This is a genomic window from Stappia sp. ABD4_338 (genome assembly GCF_056312175.1).
In genome coordinates this window covers 2928471-2944424 of the sequence record NZ_CM149982.1, presented here as the reverse complement: position 1 = coordinate 2944424, position 15954 = coordinate 2928471, and the positions used below count along the sequence as shown (strand labels likewise).

At 65.8% G+C, this 15954-nt stretch carries 17 protein-coding genes; 8 read left to right on the top strand and 9 right to left on the bottom strand.

Annotation, left to right across the window (positions count from 1 at the left end; all coding sequences use genetic code 11):
• The first annotated feature begins 56 nt into the window (after positions 1 to 56).
• Together ACYX4S_RS13230 and ACYX4S_RS13225 are read left to right on the top strand one after the other, a co-directional pair.
• A complete protein-coding gene (locus tag ACYX4S_RS13230; RefSeq protein ID WP_476360520.1) occupies positions 57 to 812 on the top strand; it encodes a crotonase/enoyl-CoA hydratase family protein in 756 nt (251 codons plus the stop codon).
• A gap of 51 nt (positions 813 to 863) precedes the next feature.
• Positions 864 to 1727: an SDR family oxidoreductase gene (locus ACYX4S_RS13225; protein WP_476360519.1), complete on the top strand. Its 864-nt coding sequence runs from the start codon at positions 864 to 866 to the stop codon at positions 1725 to 1727.
• Positions 1728 to 1777: 50 nt separating this feature from the next.
• Here ACYX4S_RS13225 and ACYX4S_RS13220 read toward each other — a convergent pair whose 3' ends face one another.
• The 8 genes from ACYX4S_RS13220 to ACYX4S_RS13185 all read right to left on the bottom strand — a co-directional run bounded on the left by ACYX4S_RS13220 (position 1778) and on the right by ACYX4S_RS13185 (position 9071).
• Positions 1778 to 2770 (bottom strand): DnaJ C-terminal domain-containing protein, encoded by a 993-nt coding sequence (locus ACYX4S_RS13220; protein ID WP_476360518.1) that lies wholly within the window; start codon positions 2768 to 2770, stop codon positions 1778 to 1780.
• Positions 2771 to 3018: 248 nt separating this feature from the next.
• Positions 3019 to 3513, bottom strand: coding sequence for an RT0821/Lpp0805 family surface protein (locus ACYX4S_RS13215; RefSeq protein ID WP_476360517.1), 495 nt, complete (start codon positions 3511 to 3513; stop codon positions 3019 to 3021).
• A gap of 219 nt (positions 3514 to 3732) precedes the next feature.
• A complete protein-coding gene (locus tag ACYX4S_RS13210; protein ID WP_476360516.1) occupies positions 3733 to 4707 on the bottom strand; it encodes a magnesium transporter CorA family protein in 975 nt (324 codons plus the stop codon).
• A 174-nt stretch (positions 4708 to 4881) separates the two neighbouring features.
• Positions 4882 to 5028 carry a hypothetical protein gene (locus ACYX4S_RS13205; protein WP_293719632.1) on the bottom strand — a complete coding sequence of 49 codons (147 nt, stop codon included), beginning with the start codon at positions 5026 to 5028 and terminating at the stop codon, positions 4882 to 4884.
• A 387-nt stretch (positions 5029 to 5415) separates the two neighbouring features.
• Positions 5416 to 6513 (bottom strand): DUF1499 domain-containing protein, encoded by a 1098-nt coding sequence (locus tag ACYX4S_RS13200; RefSeq protein WP_476360515.1) that lies wholly within the window; start codon positions 6511 to 6513, stop codon positions 5416 to 5418.
• A gap of 87 nt (positions 6514 to 6600) precedes the next feature.
• Positions 6601 to 7320 carry an HAD family hydrolase gene (locus ACYX4S_RS13195; protein WP_476360514.1) on the bottom strand — a complete coding sequence of 240 codons (720 nt, stop codon included), beginning with the start codon at positions 7318 to 7320 and terminating at the stop codon, positions 6601 to 6603.
• A complete protein-coding gene (locus ACYX4S_RS13190) occupies positions 7317 to 8027 on the bottom strand; it encodes an HAD family hydrolase (RefSeq protein WP_476360513.1) in 711 nt (236 codons plus the stop codon). The genes ACYX4S_RS13195 and ACYX4S_RS13190 overlap by 4 nt, the downstream gene beginning before the upstream one ends.
• A 117-nt stretch (positions 8028 to 8144) precedes the next feature.
• The gene (locus tag ACYX4S_RS13185) at positions 8145 to 9071 is read right to left on the bottom strand and encodes an MBL fold metallo-hydrolase (protein ID WP_476360512.1); all 927 of its coding nucleotides are present in this window, start codon (positions 9069 to 9071) and stop codon (positions 8145 to 8147) included.
• Between the two features lie 275 nt (positions 9072 to 9346).
• On the opposite strand from ACYX4S_RS13185, the gene ACYX4S_RS13180 reads away from it, so the two are divergent.
• The 6 genes from ACYX4S_RS13180 to ACYX4S_RS13155 all read left to right on the top strand — a co-directional run bounded on the left by ACYX4S_RS13180 (position 9347) and on the right by ACYX4S_RS13155 (position 15211).
• Entirely contained in the window at positions 9347 to 10465 is a 1119-nt protein-coding gene (locus ACYX4S_RS13180; RefSeq protein WP_476360511.1) for an extracellular solute-binding protein, read from the top strand.
• A gap of 166 nt (positions 10466 to 10631) precedes the next feature.
• The gene (locus ACYX4S_RS13175; RefSeq protein ID WP_476360510.1) at positions 10632 to 11738 is read left to right on the top strand and encodes an ABC transporter ATP-binding protein; all 1107 of its coding nucleotides are present in this window, start codon (positions 10632 to 10634) and stop codon (positions 11736 to 11738) included.
• A gap of 4 nt (positions 11739 to 11742) precedes the next feature.
• Positions 11743 to 13050 (top strand): ABC transporter permease subunit, encoded by a 1308-nt coding sequence (locus ACYX4S_RS13170; RefSeq protein WP_476360509.1) that lies wholly within the window; start codon positions 11743 to 11745, stop codon positions 13048 to 13050.
• Positions 13047 to 13892 carry an ABC transporter permease gene (locus ACYX4S_RS13165; RefSeq protein WP_422068102.1) on the top strand — a complete coding sequence of 282 codons (846 nt, stop codon included), beginning with the start codon at positions 13047 to 13049 and terminating at the stop codon, positions 13890 to 13892. The genes ACYX4S_RS13170 and ACYX4S_RS13165 overlap by 4 nt, the downstream gene beginning before the upstream one ends.
• Before the next feature lie 120 nt (positions 13893 to 14012).
• Positions 14013 to 14489: an SRPBCC family protein gene (locus ACYX4S_RS13160; RefSeq protein ID WP_293719650.1), complete on the top strand. Its 477-nt coding sequence runs from the start codon at positions 14013 to 14015 to the stop codon at positions 14487 to 14489.
• Positions 14490 to 14497: 8 nt separating this feature from the next.
• Entirely contained in the window at positions 14498 to 15211 is a 714-nt protein-coding gene (locus ACYX4S_RS13155; protein ID WP_476360508.1) for a hypothetical protein, read from the top strand.
• Here the strand turns inward: ACYX4S_RS13155 and ACYX4S_RS13150 are convergent.
• On the bottom strand, positions 15172 to 15801 hold the full coding sequence (locus tag ACYX4S_RS13150; RefSeq protein ID WP_476360507.1) for a tetratricopeptide repeat protein: 630 nt from the start codon (positions 15799 to 15801) through the stop codon (positions 15172 to 15174). The two genes, ACYX4S_RS13155 and ACYX4S_RS13150, sit on opposite strands and share 40 nt — an antisense overlap.
• Between the last annotated feature and the right edge of the window lie 153 nt (positions 15802 to 15954).

Genomic DNA, 15954 nt, shown 5'->3' with positions numbered 1-15954 from the left:
GGAGGCATGAGGATGCCGGCATTTGCCGGCATTCCGCGACAGGGGAGGGTCGCCTGATGATCGAGACCGGGATTTCCGGCGGCGTGCAGCACATCCGGCTCAACCGGCCGGAGAAGAAGAACGCCCTCACTGGTGACATGTACACGGCCTTCGCCGAGGCGCTGGAGCGCGGAAACGCCGAGGGCTCCGGCGTTCGTGTTCATCTGGTCACGGGGGTGCCGGGCGCCTTCACCGCCGGGAACGACATCGGCGACTTTCTCGCCTTCGCCAGCCGGGGGAGCATGACGGATGCGCCGGTCGCCCGTTTCCTGCGCGCCCTCGTTGCCTGCGAGCGGCCGATCGTGGCGGCCGTGGACGGGCTGGCGATCGGCGTTGGCACCACCATGCTGCTGCATTGCGACATGGTGCTGGTCAGCCCGCGCTCCGTGTTCAGGACACCTTTCATCGATCTGGGGCTCGTGCCGGAGGCGGGGTCGAGCCTGCTCGCGCCCGCGCTCATGGGACATGCGCGGGCCTTCGAGTTGCTCTGTCTCGGCGAGGCTTTCGACGCTGAGGCCGCCTGCCGGGCGGGCCTCGTGAACCGCATCGTCGCCGAGGAGGAGTTGGAAGCCTCGGCGGAGGCCATCGCGCACAGGATCGCGGCCAAGCCGCAAGAGGCGCTGGCGATCTCGCGCCGGTTGCTGCGTGGCGACCGGGCGGCGCTCGAAACCCGGGTGGAAGAGGAAATCGCGGCGTTCGCCGCGCGTCTCGTGTCCCCGGAGGCCTCGGCCGCCTTCAAGGCGTTCATGGACCGGTCCCGCCCGTCGGGCTGACACACGGTCCACACGCCAACGTTTGCCAGCATCTCATCTGGGAGGAAACGGATGTCGCTTGCGGGAAAGACCCTTTTCATCACCGGCGCCTCGCGGGGCATCGGCAAGGAAATCGCATTGATGGCGGCCCGGGAGGGCGCCAACATCGCCATTGCGGCGAAAACCGCCGAACCGCATCCGAAGCTCGAGGGCACGATCCATACCGCCGCCGCCGAGATCGAGGCGGCCGGGGGGCGGGCGTTGCCGCTCGTGGTGGACGTGCGTGACGAGGACAATGTGCGCGAAGCCATCGACCGCACGGCCGAGACCTTCGGCGGGCTCGACATCCTCGTGAACAATGCCAGCGCGATCCAGCTGACACCACTCGCCGAAACGGACGTGAAGCGCTTCGATCTGATGCATCAGATCAACACGCGTGGAACGCTGGTCGCCTGCAAGCATGCGATCCCGCATCTGGAGAAGGCACCAAACCCGCATATTCTCATGCTGTCACCGCCACTCGACATGCAGGAGAAATGGTTCGCCCCCTTCACGCCCTATGCAATCGCCAAATACGGCATGAGCCTCGCGGTGCTGGGGCTTGCCGGAGAGCTCAGGGCGCGCGGTATCGGCGTCAACGCCCTGTGGCCGCGTACCACCATCGCGACCGCTGCCGTGCGCAATCTCATCGGCGGTGACGACATGATGGCGGCAAGCCGGACGCCGGAAATCCTGGCCGACGCCGCGCGTGAGATATTCCTCAGTCCGTCGCGGGAGTTCACCGGCAACTTCCTGATCGACGACACGTTCCTGGCGAGCCGGGGAGTGAGCGATTTCGACCGCTACCGCGTCGATCCCTCCAAGACACTGACGCCGGACTTTTTCGTGCCCGACGACAGTCCCGCCCCGGCGCCGCTCACACCCGTGAAAGGATGAGCGGCGATCCTTGAACGGAAAGTCGGTTAAGCGTCCGTTTGAACCGGATTTCAGTTGAATTCCGGTCCGCGCGGGCGATAGGGGCGCAATTCCTTCCAGGCGCGCATGAGGGCCTCGAGCTCCTCGTCGCCCTGCTCGGGCAGCACGATCCGCAGCGCGACGAGAAGGTCGCCGCGCCCGCCCGACTTGTTGGGCAGTCCCTTGCCCTTCAGCCGCATGGTCTTTGCGGTGCGTGCGTTTGGCTGGATGGTCAGGTTGACCGCCCCGTCGAGGGTCGGCACGCGAACCTTTTCTCCCAGAACCGCCTCGTAGAGCGTGATGGGAAGGTCGAGCTTCAGATCGTCGCCAATCGGCGTGAAGACCGGATGGCGTGCGAGATGGATCTCGACGATCGCGTCGCCGGCCTCACCGCCCGCTTCTCCGGGGTGTCCCTGGCCGCGCAGGCGGATCTTCTCGCCGTCGACCGTGCCTTCGGGCAGCTTCACGTCCACCGACTTTCCGCTGGGCAGGGCGACGCGCACCTTGTGCTCATGCACAAGCTGCTCCAGCGTCACCCGTGCGGTGACCTGTGCGTCCGCACCGCGCCGGGGCCTGCCGCCACCGCCGCGTGCGCCGGCAAAACCGGGGCCGCCAGCCCCGAAACCGCCTGTTCCCGCGCCCCGCGACCGTCCGCCGAAGCCGCCGAGGATGTCGTTGAGGATGTCGTCGAAGCCTCCGGCCTGTCCGCCGGCGCCACCGCCGCCGAAGCCGCGACCGGATCGCGCGTTCCGGAAGATGTCGCTGTCGGAAAAGCCGTCGAAGCCGTGTGCCTGAAAGCGCGGCTTGCCGTCCGCGTCGATCTCGCCCCGGTCGAACTGGGCACGCTTCTCCTTGTCGCCCAGGATCTCGTAGGCCTGGCCAACTTCGGCAAACCGCTCCTTGGCCGACGGATTGTCGGCGTTCTGGTCCGGGTGGTACTTCTTCGCAAGCTTCCGGTAAGCCCGCTTGATTTCCGCCTCGTCCGCCGACTTGCCGACGCCGAGCACGCTGTAGGGGTCACGCATGGTTTCGACCGCTGAATTCTGAGTGGTTTCGACGGGTATACACCTGCAAACCGACTCGGGGGAACGAATATCGCACAAGGGCCGCCATGACCCTTTGCCTTGTCCCCGATATGGGGAGTGATAGGAATTAATTCCAGAGGGGATTGCGGGAAAGCAGGCCGGAAGTTCCGGGTACAGAAGCCGGGTGGCGGCCGCGCCGTGTGAGGAAAGCCCGAGCAGTGGGGGAGGGCAATGGGACCCGACGAGCGTCAGCCGTTCGGTTCGTCTCCGGATGCCTCGTCCTTTTCGGCGAGGCTGATGACGGACCAGTCCTGCATCACGTCCTGGCAGGCGACGCCGTTGTAGGCACGCACGCCGCCAATCGTGTTGGCGGTCGTTTCGAAGCGGGTGCAGCCGGTGCCGCCCGGCACGGAATCGTCGACGAGCGAGAGGATCGTGCCGGAATTTCCGGTGATGGGATTGGTCCAGGAGAAGGGCGGCTTGCCCGCCGTGTCCTGCTCACGGGCGGTTGCAATCGCGGTGGCGATAATCGCCCGGTCCTGTTTGTTGATGTCCACGTCGGCAGTGTTCTGCTGCCCCTCGATCGAGCCTGTCAGATCCAGAGGGGTCTCGACATCGGCGCTGCCCATGGGCATGGAAACACCACCGCAGGCGCCCAGAACAAGCGCAAAAAGCGCCACGCCGACAGGGCGTCGCGACGGGCGTTCAGGGCCGTGGTCCGGTGCTTTGGGCAGTGGCGTCATGTCGGTCTCGTCCCGCTTTGGCAGGCGAGGGCATTCCAGCCGTCGCAGTCGCCCTTCGTCGGGCGCAAGCCGCGCGAAGGAGTGTCCTGCAAGGATCCGCCACGTCACTTAACAAATGGTAAGCGCGCTCGAATAGCGATCCGGGATCGGGTTGCAAATCAGCAGGCTGTGGACGGCGATGCGGTCGCGGGCCTCACGCAGCGGCATGGGTGGAAGGTCTCACAGGAGCTTTTTCCAGCGGAAGTAGAGGAAGTTCAGCGCCACCGAGATGATCATGACGACAATCGAGAAGGGATATCCCCACGCCCATTGCAGTTCGGGCATGATCTCGAAGTTCATGCCGTAGATCGAGGCGATCAGCGTGGGCGGCAGGAACACGACGGCGAGCACCGAGAAGATCTTGATGATCTGGTTCTGCTCGAGATTGACGAGGCCCACGGTGGCGTCCAGCAGGAAGTTGAGTTTGGCGTCGAGAGCGTCCGCGTGCTCGCGGATCGAGCGTATGTCCCGTCCCAGCGTCTTGCACAGTGTCTTCTGCTGGCTGGTGAGGGCGACGGTCTTGGCGTGTGCGGAGAGGAACAGGAACAGCCGCTCCAGGCTGCCGCAGACATCGTGCATTCGCGCGACCTTGAGGCCGATCTTGCCGATACGCTGGATCATGCCCTTGTATTCGGCGCTCTTGCGGGAATCGACACCCTCGCCGAACACGTGACTGGCGATGCTGTCGAACTCCGCTGAGGCCTCCTCGATCACGTCCGCGGCCCTGTCGGCGATGGCATCGAGCAGGATCAAAAGCGCGTTTCCGGGGTCGCGTCCGCCCTCGACGGTTCCCTGCAGGCGGTGCACCGCAACTGCGATCGACTGGGAATCCGCATGGCGCAGGGTGGCGATGCGGTCTCGGCGCGCGACGATGGTGAGTGCGGACGTCTTGAGATCGGGCGCACGCACGTTCATCGGCAGCAGCGTCGTCATCACCAGCGCGCCAGCATCCTCGTAAAGACGCTCCGAGGTTTCGATCGCCGCCATTTCCTCTCGTGTGGGAATGGCAAGGCCGAGCCAGGCTTCCGCCGCCGCGCGTTCGTTCGCGTCGGGTGTCACGAGATCAAGCCAGATGGCGCCTTCCGGTATCGGATCCTCGGCCCCCATGGCGTGAACCGAGACGGATTTGTCGTTGGCGCAGCAGGCGTTGATCATGTGGCAGGCTCTCCGGTTCGCGACGGCATGTCGAGGCGCCCCGCATGAGCGCGGGCGGGTCGAGCCCCGCAACATAGCCATCAAACCGGACAGTTTTGCAACGGCTTGCCGCTTGCCCGGCAAACCCGGTGCGCCGGGCGTCAGCTCGCCCGGCCGCAAACCGCAGGGGTGGCCTTACTTGTTGGCCGTGCCGTTCTTGACGGTCTTGGGCGTCTTGCAGCACATGGCCGCCGCCGTCACGGCGTTGATGCCGACCGGCTTGTAGAGCGCGTCGAGGTTCACGCGCGGTGTGGGCTGGGCTGCTTGGGTCTTGGCACTCATCGGTCTTGTCCGGATAGGTGGTTGAGCCTTGGGTCGTCGTCCATTCGACAGCTGCACGGATCGCCGCCAATTTGGACATATTCAAGGATGCGGGAAGGCAAAGCCGTGATGCCAGTCACATTCCTTATCCTGCTGTAATGTTTCAAAATTCCATTTTGCCGCCGCAGGTGTTCTATGAAGATGCCGTAAGGGCATCTCCGTATGGCGCGGAGGAGCCATGATTTGGGGAAATAATTAAATGAAATCAGATGGGTGGGAGGGTTCTCAGCCGAAGGCGCACATCGGATGCATTCGGCGCCCGAGGTCCTGAGCCTGCTGTCGGGCAGGGGTATTTACCGAGTCAGGATCGTGAAGAGGGGGCCCGCGAAAATTCCGACAGGAGCCCCTTCACTGTCCGGCAACGGGCCGAAGGCGTGCCGGACGGCCCGGTTCGGCGCTGGTTTCCGGAAGAGGCGTCGAACGCGGAGCATCCGCATCCGAGGCCGGTTGGGGTGCCGGCGTATCGCTCTCGTACACTTCGGAGAGATCCGGCGGAAGCGGTTCGAGCCCGTCCGGCGTCACTCCGGTAGCAGCATCCGGCGACGGCCCGTCGATGTCCGGGGCGACCGGCTCCCCCGCCTCGGGTTTCAGGCCCGGTACTGGCGGAGGCAGGTCGGAAGGCGTTGAAGCATTCGGGTCGAGTGGCGGGAGTTCCTCGGGCGGGGCACCTGCCTCATCCTCGTCCACGGCCTCGATCACACCATAGGCAGCCAGAAGAACGGCGTCGAGGTCGGCCAGGAACCCGCGTATCCTGCGCGCGTTGGCGCCCAGGTCGTGCAGCCCGACCTGGGAGGCGGAGCGGATGTCGAGCCGCGCGCCCACCGGATCGGGCAGGATCCGCACCGCAACATCGTCCCGGAAGCCGTAAAGGGGAGACACCGCCACGGCCTGGAAGCGGGTCGGCTCGTCGGGCATTCCCGGCGGGAGCTCGGCGGTAAGCATCCAGCCGCGCTGTTCGGCGACAGTAAGCGCCGCCTTGTGCAGCTCCGATGGCGGAAGGCGGAAGCGCCGGCTGACAAGGTCCGGATAGAACTCGGCCTGCAGGTCGGCGGCATCCGCCGGGATCGTGTCCGGCGCGTCACCGCCCAGGGCGGGTGGATCTTCCGTGTCGGTGCTGATGTCGGCAAGCTGCGGATGGGTCACATAGGCGGCCGTCGCGGCGCCAAGCGGGAGGAGCGCGATCAGCGCGTAGGCCGCGCCGCGCATCGCGCGTCCCCAGCCATGGCCGCCGCGCGCCCAAAGCCGAACCAGCGCGATCACGGCGGCGACGATGGCCGCGAGCGCGATCAGCGACCCCGTGATCATCAAAAGCAGGAACTGGGGTGTCGAGACGAAGTCCAGTCGGTGTGCCAGGACCGACAGAACGATAACCGGCACCCCGAGACGCGCGGTCCGCAGGCTGAAGGTCGCAAGGCGCGATCGGTGCGACGGCAGGAACTTTCGCATGGTGCGGACGAAGGGTCCCGATTTGTTGATCCACAAGCCCTAGCACGAGCGGCGAAAAATGCGAACCCGGGCTTTGCGCCGTATGCTTTATGCGCGGGCGGCGATCCACTCCGCCGCTTCGCGCAGGCCGCCCACGACATGGTCGGCGTCCTCGCCGAAAGCGGCCGCACCACGTGGGCCGGTCGCAACGCCGAGCGTGCGCGCGCCCGCTGCCCGTCCGGCATGAATGTCGTGCAGGCTGTCACCGACCATGACGACCTCGTCCGGCAGCAACCCGTGCGCGGCGCAAAAGGCGGTGACCATGCCGGGGCCGGGCTTGGCGCCATGCCCGCTGTCGAATCCCAGGATCGAGGCGAAGCTCGCGCCCAGGCCAAGTGCCTCGACCTGTGTGCGGGCGGAGGCTTCGGAGTCATTCGTGGCAACGCCGAGGACCAGTCCGAGCCCCAACAGGCGCTCCAGCGCGTCGTCGAGTTCCGGGAAGGCCGAAAGGTGCGGCAGGCTGAGAGCGCCGATACCGGCATTGATCTCCACCGCCAGCGCCATCGGGTCGGCGTGCTCGAGGATGTCCGCGAACGCTTCCACCACATCGTCGTTCGATCCCGCGACCAGAATGGAATCGGGATGAAAGGCGCGTGTGTCGAAGTCGTAGCCACCGGCCTCGCACAGACGGCGCATCCTTGCCTCGTCGCCCTCGGCGAGCTGGGCGATCAGGGCGTGAAACGTCGGGCCCCAGGTTGCATCGAAATCGATCAGCGTGCCGTCCTTGTCGAACAGGACGGCCCTGATGGCGCGCGTCGTTCCGCTCATGCGGCAAGCTCGCCGGTCGCCAGCGCAAGAAGCGGATGCATGCTGTCGAAGACATGATCGGCCGCCGGCTCCAGCTCGGCGCGCGATACGGCGCCGGTGGTCACCGCGATTCGGATCATGCCGGCGGCCTCCGCCGCATGCATGTCGTGCAGGCTGTCGCCGACCATGGCGATTTCACCCGGATCGAAGCCCACATGGCGGGCGAAGGCCAGAAGCTGGCCGGGCTCCGGCTTCCGGCCGTGTCCGGAATCGTAACCGGCCAGGAAGGTGAAGGCCTCACCGAGGCCGAGGATCTCCATCTGATGGCGGGCGGATGCTTCCGTCCCGTTGGTTGCGAGGCCAATGGGCAGTCCGGCGCGGACCAGGCCGTTGAGGGTCTCGACCACGCCGTCGAAGGGGGTGACATTGGTCCCGCAGTGACGCAGCAGCGTCGCCTCGATGCGTTCCAGCATTGCCGTGGGATCGGGCTCGCCGAGCACCTGAGCCCAGCGGGCCGAATAGTCGGCCGGAGCCTGCACCTTGAGCAGAGAGGGGCCCGTGAACCGCTTCTGTTCAACGCTGAACAGCGACATCTCCTCAAGCGTCGCCAGGGCCCCGGCATCGTCGCCGGCAAGCTCGCGGAGAACCTCCGCGATCGCCGGACCCCAGGTGCTGTCGAAATCCGTGAGGGTTCCGTCACGGTCGAAGAGGACGGCCTTGATCTTCATGCGTATGCCAGCCTGAAAAAGGGGGAACATGGCGGGGCGGCCCGCCGGATGCTTTCTCTTGCCATGCAAGCAGGGCGACGTCAAAGGCGGGGTTCGGCGCCCGTGTGACGCGGCCGATCAGGCCGGTCGCAGCCGGCTGGACAGCGAAACCACCATTTCCGGGACGCCTCGCTCGTCTTCGGCGTGAAGCAGGCCGCGTTCGGCCAGCCATTCCGCCTGTGCGAGCATGGAGAGCGCCGCGGCCCCGTGAAGGGCCGGATCAACGTCACGGTAGATCTCGGCCACCATCTCGGGGATGCGGCTCGCGCCCATGCGTGCCAATGCGTCGAGAAGCGCCTTTTCGCGGGCCTGACGATGGGCTTTGAGCCCTTGCAGGTAGCTGGCGGGATCCGCGACCGGTCCGCCGTGGCCTGGCAGATAGAGGGCGTCGGAGCGCTCCAGGAGCCGGTCGAGGGAGGCCATGTAGTCGCGCATCGACCCGTCCGGCGGCGCGACGATGGAGGTGGACCAGGCCATCACGTGGTCGGCGGAAAAGAGAATATTCCCCTCGTCGAGCGCGAAGGCCAGGTGATTGGCGGTGTGCCCGGGCGTCGGGACGGCCGTCAGGGTCAGGCCATCCACCGTCAGCGTGTCCCCGTCGCCCATTTCACGGTCGGCGCGATGGTCGCGGTCGCCGCTTGCGTCCATGGGATTGGTCTCGCCGCCCGCCAGTGGCCGTGCGGCGCGGTGCGTGCCGCAGCCGACGATGGGGGCTCCGGTGCGTTCCTTGAGGAGCCTTGCACCTGGCGAATGGTCCATGTGGGTATGGGTGACGAGGATCGCGGACACCGGCGCGGGCCCCGCCGCCCGCAGGATATCCTCGACGTGATCGGCATTCGCCGGGCCCGGATCGATGACCGCGAGTTCCGAGCGGCCCACGAGGTAGGTGTTGGTTCCGTGGAAGGTGAAGGGGCCGGAGTTGCGCGCCGTTAGCCGGCGAACGGCGTCGGCGCATTCGACCGGTTCTCCGTGGGCGGGATCGAAGTTCCTTTCATGGCGAAGCATTTCTGGTTTCCCTCGTGAACTGTCCACATGCCCGGAGCCGGCGCATTTCGGCGGATGGCGCGTTTCCGCGACGTACCCGCCTTGCGCGCGCGTCGGCTTCTGCGCAAAGTACCGCATCCAGAGCGTCTGGCGCGGTGTTTCAGGACCAGTCTGGACGGCTCGGATGTCACACTAGCGTTGTCAATTTGACTTAATTGGCCATGACAGCGATCCGGGGGGTGTTTCATCCGGCTCGTAGATAGGTCAAGACAAAATCCAACCGGAGAGGTCCGTCCATGAATATCTCCCGCCGCACCCTGCTGAAAAGCTCGGCCGCCGCGTCGACCGTGCTTGCCGCACCGGCGATCCTGAAGGCCAGCGATGCGCTCGCCTCCTCGGGTCAGGTCAATGTGTTCGCCTGGGGCGACTACATCCAGCAGAACATGATCGACAAGTTCGAGGGCGATACGGGCATCAAGATCAACCTGTCGACCTACGGATCGAACGACGAGGCGGAGCAGAAGCTGCGCGCCGCCGGCGGCAAGGGCTTCGACGTGATCTTCCCGTCGATCACCAACGGCAACAACTACTATCCGGACGGTCTTCTGGCCCCGATCGACGAGAGCAAGGTCAAGCTCGACGCGCTCATCCCCTCGATGCTTCGCGACAGTGTCCAGCTCGGCGGCACCTACCGTGGCAAGCGCATGCTGCTCCCGTTCAACTGGGGCACCGAGGCGATGACCCTCGACAGCTCCGTGTTCGATGCGGACAACGTCTCCTATGGCGACATGTGGGCCGAGAAGGCCGTCGGAAAGTCCGCTTTCCGCCAGAAGTCGGCCCTCATGGGTGTCGGCCTGTACCTGGAGTCGATCGGCGAGCTCGAGTCCAATCGCATGACCGACGTCTACAAGTCGGAAGAGGACGCGCACCGCTGCTTTGATGCGTGCACCACGTTCATCCTGGCGCACAAGTCGAACATCGCGGCCTTCTGGAACTCGGCCACCGAGGCGATCAACGCCTTCAAGCAGGCGGGCGCCGGCATCGGCCAGACCTGGGACACCACCGGCCTGCTCCTCAACCGCGAGGACGCCAAGTGGAAGTACCGCATGCCCAAGGAAGGCGGCATCACCTGGATGGATTCGGTCGGCATGCCGTCGGGCGCCGCGAACGTCGAGCAGGGCTATGCCTTCCTCAACGCGATGCTCGATCCGGTCATGGCCGGCATGATGAGCGGCAACACCGGCTACAACTCGGCCGTCGCGGGTGCCGCCGACCATGCGGGCGAGACCTACAAGAAGCAGTTCGCGGAGGTCTACAACGCCGACAACCTGGCGAACCTGTGGTGGTGGCCGGCCGACCAGCCTTGGGTCACCTCGGTGCGCCAGGAGTACGTGGACAAGATCACCAACGCCTGAGGCGGGTGACCTGACCAAGGGGATCGCGGCCGGCCAGGCCGCGATCCCTTCCCCTTTTCGCCAGGGGGCGATGACCGGCTTTCGTCAGGCATGGCGGACAGGACAAGGGCGGCCAGTCGCCGGACGGTCCGGACAAGACAACAAATAACGGGGCAAAGAGGGGCACATGCACGGACAGGACGTGGTTCTCGACGGGGTTTCCATGCGGTTCGGCGATTTCGTCGCCGTGCAGCCGACGGACCTGACGATCAACGCCGGGGAGTTCTTTTCCATTCTGGGGCCTTCGGGCTGCGGCAAGACCACCATCCTGCGCATGGTTTCGGGGTTCCTCGATCCGAGTTCGGGCGATATTCGCATCGGCGACAAGAGCATGGGCGGCATCCGCCCCAATGCGCGTCCCACCGCGCTGATCTTTCAGAACCTGGCCCTCTTCCCGCTCATGAGCGTGTGGGAGAACGTGGCCTTCGGGCTGGAGGCGCGCGGCATGTCGAAGAAGAAGCGGCGAGCGCGCGCCGAGGAGCTTCTGGCCATGGTGGCGCTGGAAGGGCAGGGCGAAAAGCGGCCGACCGAGCTTTCCGGAGGCCAGCGCCAGCGTGTCGCGATCGCCCGTGCCCTTGCCGTGGAACCCTCGGTCCTGCTGCTCGACGAGCCGCTTTCGGCGCTCGATCTCAAGCTGCGCCAGCACATGCGCGCGGAACTGAAGGAACTGCAGCGCAAGACCGGCGTGACCTTCATCTACATCACCCATGACCAGGGCGAGGCGCTGACCATGTCCGACCGCGTCGCGGTCATGAACCGGGGCGTGATCCAGCAGGTCGCGACCGCCGACGAGATCTACAACAATCCGCAGACCGCCTTCGTGGCCGGTTTCGTCGGCGAGCAGAACGTCTTCGCCGGGCGGGTCGCATCCGTCTCCGGCGGCCGTGCCGAGATCGAGACCCCCATCGGGCGCGTGCTGGGGATGAACCGGCACGAGCTTGCCGTTGGCGACGAGGCGATCGCCATGGTGCGGCCGGAGCGGATGTGGATCGGGAGTGGTCGCGATCCGGAGCCGGCCGGAGAGGTGCCGCACAATCGCGTTGCCGCCAATCTCCAGCGTCGCGATCTGGAAGGTCCGCTCATCAACCTCCACCTGGAAAGTGCCGGGCAGCCGATTCAGGTTAACCTGCACAACACCGGCGACGCGGGCCTTGGTGCCGCACGAGAGCAGACGCTTTTCTTCGCCGCGGACGACACCCTGGTGATGCGTCCCGCCACGGCCGGCGAGGCGTGACGTCATGGGGTCGCTGATCAAGAGCTACGGCAAGGGCCTGACGGGCCTTTTCGTGCTGATGACGGTGGGCTGGATCCTGCTGCTGATCGTCTTGCCGCAAGTGCGCATGGTCGAGCGCGCCTTCACCTATGCCGACAGGGGAGGTGCTGCGGCGACGCTCTCCGTGGATATCGACAGCGCCTATGTGCGGGTGTTCCAGATCGACGAAACGCTGCGAGACCTGAAGGCGCACGTCGACGCCGGAGGTGCTCCGGCAAGCGGCGGCACGCCGTCGCCCGGCGTTCCCTCGCCGTCGCTCGTGCCAAGTCCTTCGCTGGTTCCCGGGCCTTCGGCGCCGAGCCCGTCGACGCCTTCCCCGGCAACACCTTCCCCGGGCGGCCTCATGCCGAGCCCCTCTGTCTCCATGCCCTCTCCCGGGACACCGAGCCCGTTTTCCGGCACGCCGCGCCAGGAACTGTCGCCCGACGAGCTTCGCGAGCGGATCGCGGCGCTTGAAGCCGAGAAGGGGCAGCTTCAGGAAAAGATCGAGACGCTCGAGGAGCAGGAAGCCAACAACGCCGCCGATGTCGGGGTGAACGAGGTCTATTCGACCAAGAACTTCACCGACATGAGCGAGCTTCACTTCAAGATCTTCCTGTCGACGCTCTTCTATGCGCTCTGCGTGACGGTTCTGTCGTTCGTGGTCTGCTATCCGGTCGCCTATGCGGTCGCGACGACCCGGAGCGCGCGCAAGGTCGCGATCATGATGCTCGGCCTCGTGATCCCCTATGCGATCAACGAGCTGCTGCGCATCTTCTCCTGGGTCATGATCCTGGAGAAGCAGGGCATCCTGAACGGCCTGCTCGACATGTTGGGCATCATCGACATGCAGGCCGGGGAGGGCTTCCGCTTCGTCGCGTCGAACGGCGCCGTCTTCACCGTCATGGCCTACACCTATGTGCTCTTCATGGTGTTCCCGATCTACAACACCATCGAGACGCTGGACAAAAACCAGATCGAGGCGGCGAAGGATCTCGGCAGCTCCATGTGGCGCATTCACTGGCGCGTCGTGCTGCCCCATGCCAAGCCGGGCATCGCCGTGGGTGCGATCATGACCTTCATGCTGTCGGCCGGCTCGATTGCCGCACCGGAGATCGTCGGGCGCGGACTTCATCCCGACTGGTTTTCGCAGGTCATCTATCGTCGCTTCTTCGAGGCGAACGCGTGGAACGAGGGCGCGGCCTATTCGCTGGCGCTGCTCGTGGCCTGTCTGGCCTTCATTCTCGTGAACATGGCGGTCTTCCGCGTCGGCATCAGGGACATCGCCAAATGACCAAGGCCACCACGCCCCCGATGGCAACGCCCGCGAAGGCGCCCGCCCGCAAGACGCGTGACTGGTCGGATGCCATCCTGTCCGGCTATCTCGTGTTGTTCTTCGCCTACATGTTCCTGCCGCTCCTGTTCATGGTCGCGGCCGCCTTCAACGCCAATCCGACGCCCTCGGTCACCGACTGGCAAGGCTTCTCCCTGCAGTGGTTCTACGAGCTTCCCCGGGATGAGCGGTTCCTGGAGGGGCTTCTGCACTCGCTGCAGATCGCGTTCGGCGTCATCGTGATCGCGATCCCGCTCGGTCTCGCCGGTGCGCTGATCCTCACCCGGCTGCAATCGGGAGCCTCGACGCTTCTCTACACGGTGCTGGTCTCGCCGATCCTGACGCCGGGCATCGTTCTCGGCGCCACGACCATGATCTTCTGGCGCGACATCTTCGGTCTCGAGGCGGGGCTGCTGACGGCGACCTTTGCCCAGGCCGCCTTCATCGCGTCCTACTGCATGCTGATGTTCATGGCGCGTCTTCAGCGCCAGGACCGGGTTCTGGAGGAAGCCGCCCTCGATCTTGGCGCTTCGTCGGTCTTCGTGTTCCGCCGGATCACGCTGCCGTTCCTGATGCCGACGGTGATCACCGCCTCGGTGATTTCGTTCCTGCAATCGATCGAGAACTACAACACGACCTTTTTCGCCATCGGGTCGAGCTGGACGCTGGTGACCGAGATCGGTGCGCGGATGCGTTTCGGGCTGTCGCCGGTGGTGAATGTGATCGGCGTCATCTTTGTGGCCATCACCATCGTGGTGGCAACCGCGTGGGTGCTGGCCCAGAAGCGCGACAAGGCCGGTTGACGGCGACCGCCGGCCGGCGCAACCCTGCGCCTTCCGGCCAGGGCCGGATTCGAATGACCGGTATGGCGGGAGCCGGAGCAGCATCCCGCCGGCCGGATGAACCTTGTGAGGACCCAGGACATGGCCGGGACGCAAGCGCCCTGCATTTTCGACGCAACGGTGCCCTACCTGCGCGAGGACGCTTTCGCGCTCTTCGTCGACCGCTTCGGTCTTTGGTGGCCGACCGAATACACCTTCTCGCGCGATCCCGCGTGCCATCTGTCCATCGAGCCGATGGTGGGGGGCGCCTGTGAGGAAATCGCGCCAGGGCACCCGCGCAAGGTGTGGGGCACGGTGCTGTCCATCCAGCGCCCGCTCTTCATCCGTCTTGCCTGGCAGATCGGCCCCGACCGCGAAGTGATCGCCGATCCGGCGGCCGCGAGCCGTGTGATGGTGGAGTTCCGCACCGCCGCCGACGGCACCCGCGTCGAACTGACCCATACGGATTTCCTGCGTCACGGTGAAGGCGCGGAGGCCTACCGCGAGGCACTGTCCGCGCCCGAGGGCTGGCCCTACTGCCTGTCGCGGCTGGTGCAGGCCGCGAAAGACCGGAAATAGGAGAGGCGATGCGTCTCGTCCTGCGCTGTCTGCCGGAGCTGCTTGGTCATGTTCCCGAACCTGTTCCGGCGCGGGCGAGCCTTCCCGACTGGCTGCGCGCGCTGCCTTCCATGGTCGAGAGCGAAACGCTCGGCGGCGTCGAACTGCGCGGCATGAAACACTGCCCGCCGCTCGTGGACGCCCTGTCGCTTGGGGTGATGTTTCGCCTTGCGGCCGACCTCGAGGTCGACGACGGCGAGATTGCCTGGGACTGGGACCCGCCGATTGCCGCCGATGCCCTGGAAACCCGATCTCCCGTCGGGGCCCATGCGCCGGAGCAGGCGCGGGGCGCGCCCTTCGGGCTTTCCCCCGACCAGTTTCTGGTCAAGTTCACGAACTTCTGGACAATCGAGGCACCGGACGGCGTCTCGCTTCTCTTCACCCATCCGCTGAACCGGGAAGACCTGCCGTTTCGCACCCTTGCCGGTCTCGTCGATTGCGACCGCTTTCGCGACGGCTATGTGCATTTCCCCGCGATCTGGAGCGATCCGGGCTTTTCCGGTGTTCTGCCGGCGGGTACGCCCGTTGCCCAGGCATTTCCGCTTCGGCGGGATGCGCTGGAGCTTTCCTGTCAGGCGATGGAAGAGGCGGATCTTGCGCGCCACCGCGAGGTCCAGCAGGTGCTTCAGGCGGAGCCGGGTGCCTATCGCAAGCGGTTTCGGGCGGGGCTACCGAAGGCCTGACGCGCGGCGAGCCTTGTGCCGGACAGCGGCAGTCTTCCACGCGGCCCCTGCGTCATGGCCTTGAGCAGGCGAGCACGGTCCTGCGGATGGTCCGCGTAGAGCCGGCGCAGGTCTGCATGGCCGCGCTCACGGTCTTCAAGCTGCACGGCCTCGCCACGCGCGAGAAGCGCCTCCCTGTCGTCGGGGCGCAGGGCAAGGCAACGCTCAAGCGCCTCGACAGCACCCTGGGCGTCGCCAAGGCGCAGGCGGATGCGGCCGAGATTGAGCCATCCGTCCGCATCCTGATCCGCAGCCCGGCAATAGTCGGAAAAGGCCTTTCCGGCGTCCTCGAGATGTCCCAGGTCCATCAGGCAGGCTGCGTGTTCGAACCGCGCGTTGAGGTGCGAGGGCGCGAGATTGCAGGCCGATGAAAGGGCCGCAAGTGCTTCCTCGTCCTTGCCGAGCCGACGCAGGGCGAGGCCCAGATTGTAGCGGATGGAGGCGTTGCGCGGATCGGCGAGCGCGAGAACCTGCAAGGCCGTGACCGCTTTTTCCCAATCGCCGCGCGCAAGCGCGCCCTGAACGGCCTGTGCCGCCTGTGCAGGTGTCATCCCGTCCCGGTCCACGTTGAGAGGGCTTCAAAGTCGCCATGATGGTCTGGCGCACGCCTGTTTTCATAGCACTTCGCCCGCGGACCGCAAAGACAGGCGTCCTTCGGCCGATCAGGAGAAGCTCTGAAGCTTTGCCGGCTTGACGAGGAAAAA

Bases quoted from the DNA above. Each gene is read 5' to 3' on its own strand.
- ACYX4S_RS13230 (WP_476360520.1), top strand. From the start codon at position 57: ATGATCGAGACCGGGATTTCCGGCGGCGTGCAGCACATCCGGCTCAAC.
- ACYX4S_RS13225 (WP_476360519.1), top strand. From the start codon at position 864: ATGTCGCTTGCGGGAAAGACCCTTTTCATCACCGGCGCCTCGCGGGGC.
- ACYX4S_RS13220 (WP_476360518.1), bottom strand. From the start codon at position 2,770: ATGCGTGACCCCTACAGCGTGCTCGGCGTCGGCAAGTCGGCGGACGAG.
- ACYX4S_RS13215 (WP_476360517.1), bottom strand. From the start codon at position 3,513: ATGACGCCACTGCCCAAAGCACCGGACCACGGCCCTGAACGCCCGTCG.
- ACYX4S_RS13210 (WP_476360516.1), bottom strand. From the start codon at position 4,707: ATGATCAACGCCTGCTGCGCCAACGACAAATCCGTCTCGGTTCACGCC.
- ACYX4S_RS13205 (WP_293719632.1), bottom strand. From the start codon at position 5,028: ATGAGTGCCAAGACCCAAGCAGCCCAGCCCACACCGCGCGTGAACCTC.
- ACYX4S_RS13200 (WP_476360515.1), bottom strand. From the start codon at position 6,513: ATGCGAAAGTTCCTGCCGTCGCACCGATCGCGCCTTGCGACCTTCAGC.
- ACYX4S_RS13195 (WP_476360514.1), bottom strand. From the start codon at position 7,320: ATGAGCGGAACGACGCGCGCCATCAGGGCCGTCCTGTTCGACAAGGAC.
- ACYX4S_RS13190 (WP_476360513.1), bottom strand. From the start codon at position 8,027: ATGAAGATCAAGGCCGTCCTCTTCGACCGTGACGGAACCCTCACGGAT.
- ACYX4S_RS13185 (WP_476360512.1), bottom strand. From the start codon at position 9,071: ATGCTTCGCCATGAAAGGAACTTCGATCCCGCCCACGGAGAACCGGTC.
- ACYX4S_RS13180 (WP_476360511.1), top strand. From the start codon at position 9,347: ATGAATATCTCCCGCCGCACCCTGCTGAAAAGCTCGGCCGCCGCGTCG.
- ACYX4S_RS13175 (WP_476360510.1), top strand. From the start codon at position 10,632: ATGCACGGACAGGACGTGGTTCTCGACGGGGTTTCCATGCGGTTCGGC.
- ACYX4S_RS13170 (WP_476360509.1), top strand. From the start codon at position 11,743: ATGGGGTCGCTGATCAAGAGCTACGGCAAGGGCCTGACGGGCCTTTTC.
- ACYX4S_RS13165 (WP_422068102.1), top strand. From the start codon at position 13,047: ATGACCAAGGCCACCACGCCCCCGATGGCAACGCCCGCGAAGGCGCCC.
- ACYX4S_RS13160 (WP_293719650.1), top strand. From the start codon at position 14,013: ATGGCCGGGACGCAAGCGCCCTGCATTTTCGACGCAACGGTGCCCTAC.
- ACYX4S_RS13155 (WP_476360508.1), top strand. From the start codon at position 14,498: ATGCGTCTCGTCCTGCGCTGTCTGCCGGAGCTGCTTGGTCATGTTCCC.
- ACYX4S_RS13150 (WP_476360507.1), bottom strand. From the start codon at position 15,801: ATGACACCTGCACAGGCGGCACAGGCCGTTCAGGGCGCGCTTGCGCGC.